General features: G+C 71.3%; 11 protein-coding genes. 4 read left to right on the top strand and 7 right to left on the bottom strand.

All coding sequences use genetic code 11. The features are described 5' to 3' along the window. Positions 1-65: 65 nt before the first annotated feature. The 4 genes from mppJ to IE247_RS09705 form a co-directional block, all read right to left on the bottom strand. Positions 66-1079: a phenylpyruvate C(3)-methyltransferase gene (gene mppJ, locus IE247_RS09720; RefSeq protein ID WP_190122585.1), complete on the bottom strand. Its 1014-nt coding sequence runs from the start codon at positions 1077-1079 to the stop codon at positions 66-68. Positions 1080-1233: 154 nt separating this feature from the next. After that, on the bottom strand, positions 1234-2763 hold the full coding sequence (locus tag IE247_RS09715; protein ID WP_229868968.1) for a glycosyltransferase family 39 protein: 1530 nt from the start codon (positions 2761-2763) through the stop codon (positions 1234-1236). A 57-nt stretch (positions 2764-2820) separates the two neighbouring features. Next, a complete protein-coding gene (locus IE247_RS09710) occupies positions 2821-4308 on the bottom strand; it encodes a glycosyltransferase family 39 protein (RefSeq protein ID WP_229868966.1) in 1488 nt (495 codons plus the stop codon). Between the two features lie 99 nt (positions 4309-4407). Further along, complete coding sequence (locus tag IE247_RS09705) at positions 4408-5616, bottom strand: glycosyltransferase (RefSeq protein WP_190122582.1); 1209 nt, start codon at positions 5614-5616, stop codon at positions 4408-4410. 360 nt (positions 5617-5976) lie between these two features. Here IE247_RS09705 and IE247_RS09700 point away from each other — a divergent pair, with 360 nt between their 5' ends. Continuing rightward, entirely contained in the window at positions 5977-6993 is a 1017-nt protein-coding gene (locus tag IE247_RS09700) for a methyltransferase (protein WP_190122581.1), read from the top strand. A gap of 70 nt (positions 6994-7063) precedes the next feature. On the opposite strand, the gene IE247_RS09695 is transcribed toward IE247_RS09700, so the two are convergent. Beyond that, positions 7064-8200: a glycosyltransferase family 4 protein gene (locus IE247_RS09695; RefSeq protein WP_190122580.1), complete on the bottom strand. Its 1137-nt coding sequence runs from the start codon at positions 8198-8200 to the stop codon at positions 7064-7066. A gap of 337 nt (positions 8201-8537) precedes the next feature. On the opposite strand from IE247_RS09695, the gene IE247_RS09690 reads away from it, so the two are divergent. Continuing rightward, the gene (locus tag IE247_RS09690; protein WP_190122579.1) at positions 8538-9755 is read left to right on the top strand and encodes a sensor histidine kinase; all 1218 of its coding nucleotides are present in this window, start codon (positions 8538-8540) and stop codon (positions 9753-9755) included. Continuing rightward, positions 9752-10486: a response regulator gene (locus IE247_RS09685; RefSeq protein WP_308433214.1), complete on the top strand. Its 735-nt coding sequence runs from the start codon at positions 9752-9754 to the stop codon at positions 10484-10486. Before IE247_RS09690 ends, IE247_RS09685 begins: the two co-directional genes overlap by 4 nt. A gap of 228 nt (positions 10487-10714) precedes the next feature. Here IE247_RS09685 and IE247_RS09680 read toward each other — a convergent pair whose 3' ends face one another. Continuing rightward, entirely contained in the window at positions 10715-12565 is a 1851-nt protein-coding gene (locus IE247_RS09680) for an acyl-CoA dehydrogenase family protein (RefSeq protein WP_190122578.1), read from the bottom strand. 197 nt (positions 12566-12762) lie between these two features. Here IE247_RS09680 and IE247_RS09675 point away from each other — a divergent pair, with 197 nt between their 5' ends. After that, complete coding sequence (locus tag IE247_RS09675) at positions 12763-13683, top strand: AurF N-oxygenase family protein (RefSeq protein WP_190122577.1); 921 nt, start codon at positions 12763-12765, stop codon at positions 13681-13683. A 66-nt stretch (positions 13684-13749) separates the two neighbouring features. On the opposite strand, the gene IE247_RS09670 is transcribed toward IE247_RS09675, so the two are convergent. Continuing rightward, complete coding sequence (locus IE247_RS09670; protein ID WP_229868965.1) at positions 13750-15339, bottom strand: flavin-containing monooxygenase; 1590 nt, start codon at positions 15337-15339, stop codon at positions 13750-13752. Positions 15340-15599: the final 260 nt, after the last annotated feature.

Raw genomic sequence — 15599 nt, 5'->3', positions numbered from 1 at the left:
GATCGCGCCACTCACCCATGGAAACCCCCTCTGCCGACGTGACCGGTACTCATATACAGGTGCGGCTATTCGAGTTCGAAGACCACCGAGACCGAGAGTGAGTCGATGGCGTGCTTCTTCACACAGCGCCAGCCGCCCTCTTCGAATACTCCGTCCCACTCGTCGAGGGTCGGCAGGTAAACGCCCATCATGTCGTGCCCGAACTCAAATCCCAGCGTGAACACGGGGAGTTCTCGGTCCGGTATGCCGACGGTACGGGTGGCATCTCCGAGCAGGAATCGGCGCACATTCGGGAATGCCGCGCGCAGCTTTCGCAGCGTCTGTACGCAGTTCTCACGGGGCCAAAAATCGTGCCCCATCATAAAGCAAGTGAGCAGGTCGGCCTCAGCGAATTTCTCGCGCGCCGGGACCTGGTCGATCGTGCGCGCGTCGCCACGCACAAAGGAGATCTGGTCGCCGAATCCCCTGGCGGTCACCTCCTTTTCCGCCATGCTGATCGCGCCGTCCGCGATGTCCACCCCGACACCGCGGACGCCGGGGAACCGCTGGGCGATCTGGATCAGCCGCTCACCGCTGCCGGATCCCAGGTCGGCGACTGTGGTCGGGGTGTAGCCCAGGCCGTCGACCGCCGCCCAGAAGGCGGGGTCGAAATAGCGCTCACTGATCTCCCGGCAGGCATAACTGATAGCCGCCGCGTCCCGCCGGTAGAACTCTCCGACACGGTTCTTGTTCGAGATCACCTGCGGCATACGGCGGAAGAGTTCACCGCTGCCCTGATTGAGCCAGTGGAACAGTGAACGGTGCCGGTCGGCCTCGTCAAAATAAGGGCCGAGGCCGACGGTCGCGCCATCCCGCCGCACGATTCCCACACTCGCCAGTGCGGTAAACATGCCGACAACCGCCGGCTCGTGCAGGTCACGGCGCACAGCGAAATCCGCGATGTCCAGCTTGCCGTTCTTCCTCAGTTCCTCGAAAGCTCCGAGCTCCCATGCGGCACCGATCGCCGATGAAGCGAGCGTCGAGTTGAAGATGTCTGCTACAGCGCATCGCGCCTGCGCCTCGGAAACCTCGGTACTCATATCACGCCTCCACCCCGAAGGGGCCGTCCGGAAGTTGATTGGATGGGCGTACGCAGTCCAGCGATTTCCAGTGTCGGGGGAACCCGGCGGCTGATCCACGACTTTTACCGTGCAGCGAAGCAGGTCGTCGGAGAGCGCGGCTCCAAGATGCTCTCTACAGATAGGCGTTGTAATGCCGATAGGCTGGCCACAGGGTGCGCCAGGGCTTCTTGGGGCCGTGGCACACCGTGATCGGCACGCCCTGCTCCGGATTGTCGATACCCAGACGGTTGTCGATGTGGTCGACGGTCTCGCAGCTGGTGAAGTCGGCGGTCAGCCGGCTCCGGTCGACACCCACCGCGACCACCACATCGGCGCTGTCCGGCGGCGGACCCCACGCGTGCAGCTCATTGTGGCCGCTGTACACCTCGGGCAGACCCCGCCCGTAGCGGTCCAGCGCACCCGCCTCACCGAAGTTCTCGGTGAGGATGACCGCGCGGGAGCGGTCCTCCTCAGACAGCGCGCGGTAGGCCGCCTCGGTCTGCTCGACCATACGGGGCCAGCCCACCGTCTCCATCGCCATGCTGGCGATCTGGAAGTCGCGCAGCGCGCTCTTGGGGATCACCGGCAGCGACAGCAGTGTCTGTACCGCGGTGGTGAGCACCAGACAGACCGCGAGCACCGCGAGCCGCAGCCTGCGGACGCCCGCCCACCGGTCGGCCGCCACGCACCCGGCGGCCAGCAGCGCGATCAGCAGTCCGCCGGTGTAGTCCGGCCGGCCGCCCTCGATGAGATACGCCGCCGCGGTCGCGACGAGATAACCGACCGCCAGTGTCCGTACGGGTTTCCACTCCGGCACCCGGAAGAGTTCGACCAGCCCGATCACACACAGCACGAACAGCACCGGGCCGAACAGCAGGATCAGGTTCGTGGCGAACATGGCACGGTTCGCCTCACCGTCGGTGCCCGCCAGCCCCTCCGCCATCCGGAGCTGCGGGAAGCCGTGGACGGCCTGGTAGACCAGGTTCGGCGAGCCGATGACCAGCGCCAGGCCGATGCCCCCGTACAGCCACCGGTCGCGGAACACCTTCCGCGGCCCGACCAGCGCCAGCCCCACCAGCAGCGCCACCGGCAGCAGCACCACGATGTACTTGGCGTACAGCGCCAGCCCCAGCACCACACCCGCCCACAGCCACCACTTGCCCTCACCGCGCAACAGCGCCCGCAGCACGAACAGCAGGATCGCCGCCCACGCCACGGTGTCGAAGCTGGTGGTGAGGATCCAGTGGCCGAGGCTGAGCACCATCGTCGACGTGGCCACCCCGAACGCGGTCAGCGTCTGGGCCCGCCGGGAACCGCCCAGCTCGGCGGCGATCATCGCCCCGAGCAGGGTCACCGCGCCCGCGCACAGCACCGCCGGCACCCGGATCGCCCACAAGCTGTCGCCGAAGATCTCCGCGGCGAGCCGTACGGCCATCGGCAGCAGCGGCGGCTGGTCCACATATCCCCAGGCGGGGCCGTGCTCCCCCAGCAGCCGGAAGTACAACTCGTCCGCGTGATAGCCGTACTCACCGGAGAAGGCGAACAGCAGCACGGTCAGCGCGGCCACCACCACGGCGACCGGCCGCCATGCCGGGGGCGCCGGGTGGAACGCCCCCGGTCCGACCGCGACCGTCCTGGATTCCCTGTCGAGGGATGCCGTCATCACACCTCATCTCCCGCTGAGTCGTCGATTCGCGGACAGCCCGGGGCAGCCCGGAGGTCAGCCGCTCAAGTAGTGGTAGGCGGGCCACAGCAGGGCCCAGGAGGCCTTGCGGCCGTGGCACACCGTGATCGGCGCGCCCTGTTCCGCGTTCTCGACGCCGACGCCGTTGTCGACCTTCCCGACAACGGCGCACGAGGTGAAGTCGGCGGTCAGCCGGCTCCGGTCGACACCCACCGCGACCACCACATCGGCGCTGTCCGGCGGCGGACCCCACGCGTGCAGCTCATTGTGGCCGCTGTACACCTCGGGCAGACCCCGCCCGTAGCGGTCCAGCGCACCCGCCTCACCGAGATTGGCGGCCAGCACCACCGCCCGCTCCCGCTGCTGTGGCGGCAGGACCTCGTACGCCGTGCGCACCTGCCCGGCCAGCCGGGGCCAGCCGATGCTCTCCAGAGAGATGTTGTTCAGCGGCACGAGCGGGGAGTTCCGCGGCAGCACCGGCAGGGCCGTCAGCACCTGCAGGACCGCACCGGCGGTCAGCCCGGCGCACAGCAGTACCCACCGGGATCGGCGCCGCCCCGTCCACCGGTCGACGACCACCGCCCCGGCCGCGAACAGCCCGATCAGGAATCCGCCGACGTAATCAGGACGGCCGCCGCCGTAGACGGTCAGCGCCACCCCGACCGCGAACGCCGGCGCCAGTGCCCGCACCGGCCGCCACACCGGATCGCGCAGAAGCTTCACCAGCCCCGCCACCCACACCGCCGTCAGCACGGGACCCAGCAGGATCACCAGGCCCGGCAGGAAGATGACCCGGTTCATCGGACCGTCGGTGGCGCCCAGCGCATCGGCCATCCGCAGCTGCGGGAAGCCGTGGACGGCCTGGTAGACCAGGTTCGGCGAGCCGATGACCAGCGCCAGGCCGATGCCCCCGTACAGCCACCGGTCGCGGAACACCTTCCGCGGCCCGACCAGCGCCAGCCCCACCAGCAGCGCCACCGGCAGCAGCACCACGATGTACTTGGCGTACAGCGCCAGCCCCAGCACCACACCCGCCCACAGCCACCACTTGCCCTCACCGCGCAACAGCGCCCGCAGCACGAACAGCAGGATCGCCGCCCACGCGAGCATGTCCAGGGTGGTGGTCACCATGATGTGGCCGACGCTGAGGACCAGGAACGAGCTGCCCAGGCCCAGGGCGGAGAGGGTCTGGGCCCGGCGGGTGCCGCCGAGTTCGGCGGTGATCAGCGACCCGAGCAGCACCACCGCGCCCGCGCACAGCGCCGCCGGCACCCGGATCGCCCACACCGTGTCGCCGAGAAGCCGGGTGGTGGTGTGCACCACGGTCGGCACCAGCGGTGGCTGGTCGGTATAACCCCAGGCCCAGCCGCGTTCGCCGAGAAGCCGGAAGTACAGCTCGTCGACGTTGTAGCCGTACCTGCCGGACAGCGCGAGCAGCACCGCCGTCACGGCGCCCGCCACCGCGACCGCGGGCCGGGCCGCGGAAGACGGATGCGTTCCCGCGTCAATGGGGGCTGTCAGCACGTCGCTCGGGCCTCTGTTCGTCCGGGAGGGAACTGGCGAGATCATCGCTGGGAGTGTGCTGGCCGGCCCGGGCGGCCCGCCACGAGTTTGCCTTGTCGGCTAAGCAGCGTGCCTGTCCCGCACCCCGGCGGCCGGCGGACTCGCCGCGCGCTCGGCGGCCGTTCGCCTGCGCCGGTAGACCAACGTGTCCACCAGGAGGAACCGCACCACGAAGACCACCACGAGACTGATCACGGTCGCGGTCACCGGCCCCAGCCCGGCCCGCTCCACGAGCAGCATCATCAACGGGATCCGCGCCAGCAGGTCGGCATTGCTGAGCACCGCGAACCCCAGCAGCCGTCTCGCACCGCGCCCCGGCTTCCCGCTCCGGTAGACCAGGAACTCCAGCAGGGCGAAGTTCCACAGCACCCCCAGCTGATTGGCCAGCACCTCAGCCACCGCGTAATGCAGGCTGGTGGCACCGGTCAGCACCCACAGCGCCAGCAGATTCGGCACGAGGCCGGAAACCCCGATCAGTCCGAAGGCGACCATCCGAGCGCTTTTGTCGCTGGTCCGCAGATCCGCCAGATGCCGGAGGAACCGCAGCCCCTCCCGCACCGTGGACTTGGACTCGCCGGCGAACCGCTCCCCGAACGCGTACGGCACCTCCACCACTCCACGCGGCCGGCAGCGCACCGCCAGCTCCAGCAGAATCTTGTAGCCGAGCGGTCGCAGCCCTCCTTCCTGCCGTGTCTCGGCCTCGCGCACGGCGCGGTCGATCGCCTCCCGCCGGATGGCGAAGAACCCGCTCATCGGATCGGAGACGCCACGCAGCAGTCGGGGGAACAGCGCCTTGGTCAGCGCGGTCGACGCCCCCGAGACCGCTGTCCGGTAACCGCCGGCGAGTCCGTCGCGCCCACCGCCCTCCGCGTATCTGCTGGCCACGACCAGCTCGGCCGCCGCGTGCTCACCCGCCTTGACCAACTGCGGCACCAGGTGCGGCGGATGCTGGAGATCCGCGTCCATCACCACGATCCACGGAGCACTCGTACGCGCGATCCCGGCCACCACCGCCCCGCCGAGGCCCCCCTCGGCGACCTCCCGGTGCAGCACCGACACCGGCATCGGGCAGCGCGCCGCCGCCCTCTCGACGACCTCCGGCGTGTCGTCCGTCGAGTCGTCGACGAACAGCACCTCGATCTCCAGACCCGTCGGGAACGCCGCGCACACACTGTCGAGCAGCTCATCGATGTTCGCCGCCTCGTTGAATGTCGGCACGATCAGCGACACGGTGGGCACCGGCGCCGGGGGCGACGAGTCGGAAGCCATGGTTCCTCCTGAGGGGTCGGAAACGCTCACCACGGCTGCCACAACAGCCCAGGGGGAACCGGAACTCATCATGTTTTACGGAGAAGTCAACCTCCGTCCCCGTCGGCACGGCGGCGGCCCACCCGGCGGGCGCGCATGACGGCCTCCCGGAAACGGCTGATCGCCCGCACAGGAACAGCGGTCGCCCAAGTCCTCGCGCGGACCGAGGCGTTGACCGATCTTTGACCACGTTCGGGCATATTCCTGCGCATGACCCGCGCCCGCCCGAGGGGAACGGCCGCCGCGGCCGGTCCCGGGACGGCGGGTCCGGGGATGCTTCCCGACCAGACCGGTCCGCTCTCTCCAAGGAGCTCGGCACACATGACGACTTCATCGTCCACCACGATCGACACACTCTTCGCCCAGTCCTGGGAATACCTCAACGAACGGGCGCTTCAGACCGCCGTCGAACTCGGCATACCGGACCTGGTGGCCGACGCGCCCGTGCCGCTCGCCGTGCTCGCCGAGGCGACCGGCTCGCAGCCGGACGCGCTGAAGAGGATGCTGCGCCCGCTGGTCTCGGGCGGGGTGCTGGGGCTCACGGACGAGGGGGCGTACGCGCGTACGGAGAAGAGCGCCGTGCTCGAATCGGGGCACCCCGAGTCGCTTCGCTCGTGGTACCGGCTGATGTACCGGATCACGTACCGGATGCTGGACGATCCGATGGTGACGCTGCGGACCGGGCGGCCTTCGTTCGAGAGCAGGTTCGGGAACACCTACTTCGGTCATTTCGCCGAGAACCCCGAGGACGGGGCGATCTTCAACGGGGCGATGGTCAGCTTCACCCAGCGGACCGCGCGGGCGGTCGCCGCCGCCTACGACTTCGGTGACGCGGGCGAGATCGTGGACATCGGCGGCGGTCTGGGGCATCTGCTCGCGGAGATCCTGACCCGGCACCCCGGGGCGACCGGCACCGTCTTCGACCTGCCGCAGCTGGCGGAGGACGCGCGGAAGGCGCTGGACGCGGCCGGGCTGGAGGAGCGGGCGGCGGTGAAGTCGGGCGACTTCTTCTCCGCCGTGCCCTCGGCGGGCACCCATCTCCTCTCGTGGATCCTGCACGACTGGGACGACGAACAGGCGCTGGCGATCCTGCGGGAGTGCCGCCGGGCGCAGAGTGACGCCGACGGACGGCTGCTGATCGTGGAGGCGGTGCTTCCGGAGGAGCCGGAGCCCGGCCTCGCCGCCTCGCTGGACATGGTCATGCTCTTCGGCCTCGGCGGCCGGGAGCGCACCGAGGCCGAGTACGCGGCCCTCCTCGACCAGGCCGGGTACGAGCACACCAGCACCCTGGCGCTGGACGGGCCGGGGCTGTACATCATCGAAGCCCGCCCGCGCTGAGGACGGAACGACGGCAGGACGGCAACGACGGCACGACGGCGAAGCCTGACGCGGCCCGGGACGGGCGGCGTCAGGCCTCGCCGCGCAGCAGACCGGCCAGCTCCCGGTAACGCTGCTCCCAGCCCCACTCCGAGCGGACCCAGGACCGGCCGTCGGCGCCCATCCTCCGCGCCAGTTCGCGATCGCCGAGCAGCTCCAGCAGCCGCCCGGCGACCTCGGGGGCGCTCCGTCCGTCCACCACGAAGCCCGTCTCGCCGTCCCGCACGGCGTCGGGCGCGCCGCCCGACGCGCCGACGACGACGGGCAGGCCCGCGGCGGCGGCCTCCAGGAAGACGATCCCGAGCCCCTCCACCTCCAGACCGGCCCGGCGGGTGCGGCACGGCATGGCGAAGACGTCGGCCGCCGCGTAGAAGGACGGCATGGCCTCGTGGGGGTGGCCGCCCGCGAGGACGACGGAGTCCGACACCCCTTCCCGGACGGCGAGTTCGCGCAGCTCGCGTTCGTACGGTCCGCCGCCGACGAGCAGGAGTGCCGTGTCGGGGCGTACGCGGTGCACCCGGCGCAGCGCCCGGACGAGGGTGTCCTGGCCCTTGCGGGGCACCAGCCGGGCGGCGCAGAGCACCACCGGCCGCTCCCCCAGGCCGTACCGGGAGCGCACCTCGGCCCCTTGTCCCCGGCGGTGGAAGAGGGCCGCGTCCACGCCGGGGGTGAGCCTGCGCATCCGGGCGGCGGCCTCGGGGCCGATCGCGCGGGCGATCCGCTCCCGGGTGTAACCGCCCAGGTGGGTCAGGCAGTCCACCTGCGCGCCGACGCGCCGCAGCAGCGCCCGCGCGCCCGGGGTGCGGGCCCACCACACCTCGTGGCCGTGGGTCGTGGCGACGAACCGCTTCGCGTCGGTGGTCCGCCGCAGGGCCGGGGTCATCAGCCCCAGGGGAGCCGCCGCGCCGAACCACACGCTGTCGCAGCGGTGGCGCCGGATCAGCTCCGCCGCCCGCCGGGTGGGGCGGCCCGTGGGGAGGAGCATCCGGGCGCGGTCGCGGACCACGGGGAAGGGGAGCCGTGCGTCGAAGGCCTCGCCGCCCGGGGTGGCGGAGGTGTAGACGACCACCCCGTCGCGGGGGAAGCGGACGGCCATCTCATGGACAAAGGTCTCTATGCCGCCCTGGCGGGGCGGGAAGTCATTGGTGACGATCAGGGTGCGGGACACGGTGAGCCTGCCAGAGGTCGTACGGAAGCGGGGACGGGACGAGCGGGGACGGCCCCGGGACCGGGACCGGGACCGGGACCGGGACCGGGACCGGGACACGGGTTCGGAGCCGTACGGGACATGGGCGGCGGGCGGCCGGGGTCCGAACGCCCTGTGGTGGCTGTCCGCGCAGGTGTTTCCCTCCCTCCTGGTCGCGGAGGCAGTCTGCGAGCGGGGCGGGCCCCGGGTCGTCACACGAGGAGGTGACCGCGGGGATCAACCCCTGGTATGAGGAGAGCCGTTGGCGTCACACCACGCGGTGACGCGCGCGAAGGGCCGGGAGCCGAGAATGGACGCCATGAGTCCGAGTCCCCCGCCCGCGACTTCGCCGAAGCGGCCCCGGCCGATCGCCGCCGCCCTCCCGCCCGTGCGCGAGGGGATCGTCGTGCTCCCGCTGCTCGGCCTGGGTGTCCTGGAGGTCTCACTCGGCGGGATCTCCTCCGTACCCGTGCTGATCACCCTCGGCGCGGCGGTCCTCCCGCTGCTGTGGCGGCGTACGCACCCGGGGCCGGCCGGGATCGCGGTGGCGGCGGCGCTGCTGAACTTCCTGTTCCGTCCGGAGCTGCTCCTCACCGTGTCCCTCGCGGGGATCGCCGGTCTGTACGCGCTGGCCCGCCGGCGGATCGCGCACCCCGTCGTGGTCGCGGGCGGCGCGATCGCCGGGGCGCTGCTGGTCCACGGGGGCCATCTGGCGATGGGTGTGTACGGCGCCGAGTGGGCCGGGGCGGGGCTGTCGTACTTCGCCGAGCCGTTCGTCCTGTCGGCGGTGATCGTGGCGACGGTGAGCGCGGCCGACGCGGTCCGGGGCAGACAGGACGCGCGGCGCGAACGGGAGGCGGCGCGGCTGCGGTTCATGGAGCTGGAGCGGCGCGGGGCGGTGGCGGCCGAGCGGGCCGCGATCGCCCGTGAGCTGCACGACATCGTGGCCCACTCGGTCTCGGTGATCGCCGTGCGGGCGGAGAGCGCGACCTACACCACCCCCGGTCTCTCCCCCGAGGCTCGCGACGGCTTCCAGTGGATCGCCGCGACGGCCCGGTCGACCATGGCCGAGCTGCGCGGACTGCTGCTCGTACTCCGCGAGGAGAGCGCGGAGAGCGGGACCACGGCCGGGCGACGGGCTCCGCAGCCCGGTCTGGACGCTCTCGGCGAGCTTCTGGAGACGCACCGCTCGGCCGGCGGAAGGGTCGAGCTGCGCACCGCCGGGGTGCGGCCGCCGCTCTCGTCCACGCTGGAACTGGCGGTGTACCGCACGGTCCAGGAGGCGCTGACCAACGCGCGCCGTCACGCGCCGGGCTGTTCCGTCCGGGTGGACATCGACTACGGCGAGGAGCGGGTCGCGCTGCGGATCGCGGACGACGGTCCCGGCCCCCCTCGGCGGGCGGAGCGCGCCGGGCACGGGCTGATCGGCATGCGGGAGCGGGCGGCCCTGCTCGGGGGCCGGCTGCGGCACGGCCGGGACGACGGCACGGGGGGCTTTCTGATCGAGGCGGAGCTGCCGAGGCGGGGTACGGCATGAGCGGGTACGGAGGCGGAAAGAGGGCCGGAGGGGCCGGGGCGGGCGGGCAGGGGGCCCCGGGGGTGATCCGGGCGGTCGTGGCCGACGACCAGGCGGTGGTGCGGACCGGTTTCGTGAATCTGCTCTCCACCCAGGAGGACATCGAGGTGGTGGGCGAGGCGGCGGACGGCGCGGAGGCCGTACGGCTGGTGGCGCGGCACCGGCCCGACATCGCGCTGCTCGACATCCGGATGCCGGGGACGGACGGGATCGAGGCGGCACGGACGATCATGGCGGACGGCTCGGGGGCCACCAAGGTCCTCATGCTGACGACGTTCCAGCTCGACGAGTACGTCTTTGACGCGCTCGCGGCGGGCGCGAGCGGCTTTCTGCTCAAGGACGCGACCTTCCCCGAACTCCTGCACGCGGTACGGGCGGTGGCGGCCGGGAAGGCGATGCTGGCCCCCGATGTGACCAAGCGGCTGATCGAGGAGTTCACCGCGCGCGGGCGGCCCTCGCGACCGCCCGCGCACGGGATCGGCACTCTGGCCGCTCTCACCGCCCGGGAGCGGGAGGTGCTGCTGCTGATCGCCCAGGGGCTCTCCAACGCCGAGATAGCGCACGGGCTGAGGGTCACCGACCACACGGTCAAGACCCATATCAACCGGCTCTTCGCCAAGCTGGGCCTGCGGGACCGCGCCCAGGCGGTCATCGCCGCCTATGAACTGGGCCTGATCACCCCGGGCGGCTGACCGTCCGGACCCCCGCCGGCCAAGCGGATCCCGGCGGGGTACGGAGGGCGGACCCTAGGGAGTGTCTTCAAAGTAGCGTCGTCCTCCCGTAGGGAGGGTCTGGCGGGGTCTGGTGCGTGCGATCGCAAGGCGGAGGAGGGAGCCCACGCGGAGCGTAGGCGACCGACGACAACGCGGCGAGCGTGCGTGCCAGGGCACGCCAGGCAGACGGGACTTTGAAGACACGACCTAGGTCGCGGTCAGCATCGGCAGGTCCGCGAGGTGCTCCTCCGGTACGGCGAAGGCCTCGGCGAGGAGTGCCAGGTGCGGGGCGAGGCGGGAGGTCAGCAGCTCGGTGATGTCCGGCAGCGCGCGGACCTGCGCGGCGTCGAGGTGGCCGTCGGCCAGCAGTTCGGCGGCGCGGGGGGCGATGGCGTCCAGCAGGAAGAGCGCGCACAAGTCCCGGAGCAGGGCGCGGGTCGCGGTGTGGGGGACCGATTCGAGCGCTGTGATGAAGGCGTCGGCGGCCTGGAGGGTGGCGTGGGTCTCGACCAGTTCGAGTGCGGCTCCGGAGGCGTTGTTCCAGCGGCCGAGGGAGTCGCCCGAGGGTCCTGATCTGAGGTTGAGGCGGGCGCGGTGGTGCCAGCGGCGCTCGGCCTCGGCGAGCAGGTCCCGCAGGAAGGAGGGGTCTCGCAGGGCGTTGGGCGTCCTGGAGGCCTCGGTGCGGTCGGCGGAGGGCTCGTCGGGGGTGTAGCCGAAGATCATTTCGGCTCCGGCCTTGCACCAGATGGCGAGATTGTCGCCCTCGGCGGTGATGGCCCCGTCGGCGTTGGCCGGGAACTCGGCGAGTCCGTTGACGGGGAACAGGGCGCGCGCGCCGCAGCGTTCCCTGGCCTCGATGGTGATGGCGCGGGCCCGCCAGGTGATCCAGCCCTTGGCGACGGCCACCAGCCGTTCCACCCGGTCGCGTTCGGCGGGCTCGTGGCTGACCCAGGCCTCGGTGACCGCGCGGTGCAGAAAGGTCATCGCGTAGGCGCCCGCGAGGGATTTGAGCAGTCGTGAGTGGTGGCTGCGGTGGGCCGACAGCGGCACCCGGACGCCCGCGGTGGGGCCGGAGATGTGGCGGGTGCCGGAGTAGCGGACGGCGATGGCCAGTGCGGCCCGACAGCCTCCGAGGGTGCTGGCGCTCATGCTCAGCTTGCCCGCGGTGACTCGGCCGATGGCCAGGAGGAATCGTTTGCGGGGGCTGCCGACGGCGCTGTGGAGGGCGCCGTCGGTCAGCAGCCGGCCGTGCGGCCCCTGGATCAGGGCGGTGCGCGGCAGCCGTACCCGGTCGAAGGAGGTGACGCAGTGGTCGACCGGGCTGCCGATGCGCTCGGGGAGGCTCTCGACGGTGATCCCGGGCAGCGGGCCGTTCTCGTCGGTCAGCGGGGTGAGGAAGAGGAAGACCCCCAGATCCCGTCCGTCCACGAGGAGCCGGGCCGCGACGACGGCGGACTTGGGGCCGCCCGCCGGGCTGGTGTTGGGCATGTACTTGCGCGCGCCCTCGTTGGGGGTGTGGAGCACGAAGCCGTCGGCGCGGCGGTCGTAGACGGCGGTCGTCTCCAGGGCCGCCGCGTCATTTCCGTGGGCGCGTTCGGTGCAGAGGAACGTTCCTGTTCGCTCAAGGCGCAGGAAAGAACCGAGATCGCGCTCCGTCGTTTTGTCGTCGACCAGGCTGCCGAGAAAGAGGTTGTAGTGAATTCCGGCCACGGTGGCGAGGGCTCCGTCGACGACCGCGGCCCATTCGTGCATCGCGGCGAGACCGCGCGGATCGCGGGCCAGCTCTTCTGGGTCTTGGATTTCCTCGTTGAAAGCGCGCAGTCGGGCATATGACAGCTCCCACCGCTCTTCCGTCCTCAGGTCGGAGCGGAATCGAAAAGGCTCTGTCGAGATGATTTTGCGCCAGCGAGAATGAGCTTCGGCGGGTCCGTCGTCGAAAAGTACGGCGGTCAGTTCACGGCAGGCTGGCGGCACCGGCTCGGCGGCGTCGGCCGAGATGTCGGCACGGGCATAGGCAGGGGTGTCGGCATGGGTGAACACGGCCCTCTCAACGATCATGGGTTGTCCTGGTCACCGTTATAAGTGTCCCTCGTTTGAGTGATCATACGGCTTTGAGATCGAGAGAACTCCGGGGCGACGGCGTGAGCGGGCGAAACGGTCTTCCTTCGGCTATATAAAGATCTTTGCCGGATGGCAGTACATACTGCACCAGTTCGCCATCAGGTCGGATTGTACGACTTATTCAAGGAACCGCTGTGACTCCGAAGACACCGGACGCCGTGACCGGACGGCCCACCCTCCAGGACCGCGAGGAGGTCGCCGATCGCCTTCTGAGGGCGAGCCAGAAGCATTCCTTCGACCCGAACCGGGAACTCGACTGGGACGCGCCCTTCGAAGAGGGCAAATGGTTCTGGCCACCGGAGCTGATTTCGCTCTATGACACTCCTCTCTGGCGGAAGATGCCCGAGGAGCAGCGCCACCTCATCGCCCGCACCGAAAGCGCTTCACTCGCTTCCATCGGCGTCTGGTTCGAGATCGTTGTCATGCAACTATTGCTCCGGCATATCTACGACAAGCCGGTCACCAGCAACCATGTGCGCTACGCACTGACCGAGATCGGCGACGAGTGCCGACACTCCATGATGTTCGCCCGCTTTCTCGCCAAGTCGGGCGTACCGGTCCATCCCGTGTCACCGCTCACCCACAATCTCACCCGCTTGTTCAAGTCCTCTTCCAACACGGCCTGTTCACTGGTGTTCACGCTGCTGTGCGAGGAGGTCATCGACTGGATGCAGCGGCTGGCCTTCGCCGACGAGCGCGTCCAGACCCTGGTGCGCGGGGTGACCCGGATCCATGTGATCGAGGAGACCCGCCATGTGCGGTACGCGAAGGAGGAGCTGCGCCGGCAGATGGCGGGCGCGGGACGGCTGGAGCTGCGGGTGACCCGCGCCGTCACCGGCGAGCTGGGCCGGGTGTTCGCCCGCTCGTTCATCAATCCGCTGGTGTACCCCGACGCCGGGATCGACGCCCGTGAGGCGGTGGCGCAGGCCCGGGCCAGCGAGCACCGCCGCGAGGTGCTCCGCAAGGGGGCCGCCCGCGTCGCCGGACTCCTCGAAGAGGTGGGGGCCTTCGACACCCGGGGCCGCCGGCTGTGGCGGAACGCGGGACTGCTCTGAGAACCGGGGCCGCCGAGGGCCGGACCGCACCCGGGCTCACCGCGCCCGGGCTCACCGTGCCCGGGCTCACCGGCTCGCCGCCCTCGCGGCCCCGCCCGCGCCCTCCGTACCGCCCGCGCCCTCCGTACCGCCCGCGCCCTCCGCGCCGCCCGCCCCGGTGAGCCGCTCGTACTCCCGCGGATCGACCCGGCGCACCGCGCGCCGGAAGCGGCCGGTGGACCCCGGCCACAGCGTCGTATTGCGCCCCTCGCCGTCCAGATACCAGCTGACGCACGCGCCCGTGTTCCACACGCTCCGGCCGAGCCGGGCGTCGAGGCCGTCGTTCCACGCCCGGAACGCCGACGGGAGGGCATCGAGCGCGGCGCGCCCCTCGCCCTCGCGCCGGGGCTCCAGCAGCCGCAGATAATCGAGCAGATAGCTGAGCTGGGACTCGATCATCAACACCATCGAGGTGTTGCCGAGACCGGTGTTGGGGCCCAGCAGCATCACCAGATTGGGGAAGCCGGGCACGGTCGCGCCGCGCAGCGCCCGCATCCCGTCCCCCTCGCGCCACGCCTCGGCCAGCGTCCGCCCGCCCGTGCCCACGATCCGCCGGGCGACCGGCGGATCGGTGACCCGGAAGCCGGTCGCGAAGACGAGGGCGTCGGCCTCCGTGCCCGTGCCGTCCTCGGCGATCAGCCGCGAGCCGCGCACCTCGGCCAGCGCGGAGGTGACGACCTCCACATGGGGCTGGGCGAGGGCGGGGTAGTAGTCGCTGGAGAGCAGGATCCGCTTGCAGCCGATGCGGTAGTCCGGGGTGAGCCGCTCCCGCAGCCCCGGGTCCCGGACGGCGCGCCGCAGATGGGCCCGGGCCAGCGCCTCGTACCCCGCGAGGGCGCCCGGCAGCCGGGTGAAGGCATGGCCGGCCAGCTCCCTCATGCCCCACTGGAGGCCCCGGCGCACCGCGGCGGTGACCGGATAGCGCTGGTGCAGTCTGCGTTCGAGATCGGTGACCCGCCGGTCGAGCCGGGGCAGCACCCAGGGCGGTGTGCGCTGGAAGAGCCGCACCCCGGACGCCACGGCCGCCAGCGCGGGCACGATCTGGACGGCGGACGCCCCGGTGCCGATCACCGCGACCCGGCGGTCGCGCAGTTCGGCGCCGTGGTCCCAGCGGGCGGAGTGGAAGACCGGACCGGGGAAGGTGTCGAGACCGGGCACCTGCGGGACGGACGGCGCGGAGAGCGGGCCGGTCGCGCACACCACCACATCGGCCGTCCACGCGCCGCCGGAGGAGGTGATCTCCCAGTGCAGCCGGTCCGCGTTCCAGCGGACGGCGCGGACGTCCTGGCGGAGCCGGAGATGGGGGCGCACCCCCTCGGTGTCGGCGACCGTCTCCAGATAGAGGCGGATGTCCTGCCGGCCGGAGAAGGTCCGCGACCACCACTGGGCGCCGGGGGCGAAGGAGTACGCGTACAGATGGGACGGCACATCGCAGGCGCAGCCCGGATAGCCGTTGTCCCGCCAGGTCCCGCCGACCCCGGCGGAGCGCTCCAGGACGACGAAGTCCCGGTGGCCGCCGCGCCGGAGCCGGACCGCCGCCCCCAGACCGCTGAACCCGGCCCCGATGACCGCCACCCGCACATGCCGCGCCACCGGGCCGTCCGCCGTACCGCGCACCGTCTCCCCCGCTCCTCGCCGTCACCCGTCCAGCACTAAGCGTATCCATATGAACACGCAGAGCTACACGGCAGGAGAGTGAAGACTCCTGGCACGAAGGTGAACTCCGGGCACCGGCTTGACGGGCCGTCCGGCGGCGGCGCAAGGAGGAGCCCCCTCTCTGCGGGGGACAGGAGAGGGGGCTCTCGGCCAGGGCCCAGTGGGGGAAGCTGTCGCTCAGGGCCCTGATGCCGCCCGCGGAGCCGTGCGGGACGTCCGGC

It is taken from the genome of Streptomyces inusitatus, from assembly GCF_014651115.1.
Classification (GTDB): Bacteria; Actinomycetota; Actinomycetes; order Streptomycetales; family Streptomycetaceae; genus Streptomyces; species Streptomyces amakusaensis.
Note: the sequence above shows the minus strand (reverse complement) of the source record. Positions and strands in the feature narration are given on the sequence as shown.

Coding starts and splice junctions, on each gene's coding strand:
- IE247_RS09685 (WP_308433214.1), top strand. CDS start 9,752: ATGAGCGGGTACGGAGGCGGAAAGAGGGCCGGAGGGGCCGGGGCGGGC.
- mppJ (WP_190122585.1), bottom strand. CDS start 1,079: ATGAGTACCGAGGTTTCCGAGGCGCAGGCGCGATGCGCTGTAGCAGAC.
- IE247_RS09715 (WP_229868968.1), bottom strand. CDS start 2,763: ATGACGGCATCCCTCGACAGGGAATCCAGGACGGTCGCGGTCGGACCG.
- IE247_RS09700 (WP_190122581.1), top strand. CDS start 5,977: ATGACGACTTCATCGTCCACCACGATCGACACACTCTTCGCCCAGTCC.
- IE247_RS09680 (WP_190122578.1), bottom strand. CDS start 12,565: ATGATCGTTGAGAGGGCCGTGTTCACCCATGCCGACACCCCTGCCTAT.
- IE247_RS09690 (WP_190122579.1), top strand. CDS start 8,538: ATGAGTCCGAGTCCCCCGCCCGCGACTTCGCCGAAGCGGCCCCGGCCG.
- IE247_RS09705 (WP_190122582.1), bottom strand. CDS start 5,616: ATGGCTTCCGACTCGTCGCCCCCGGCGCCGGTGCCCACCGTGTCGCTG.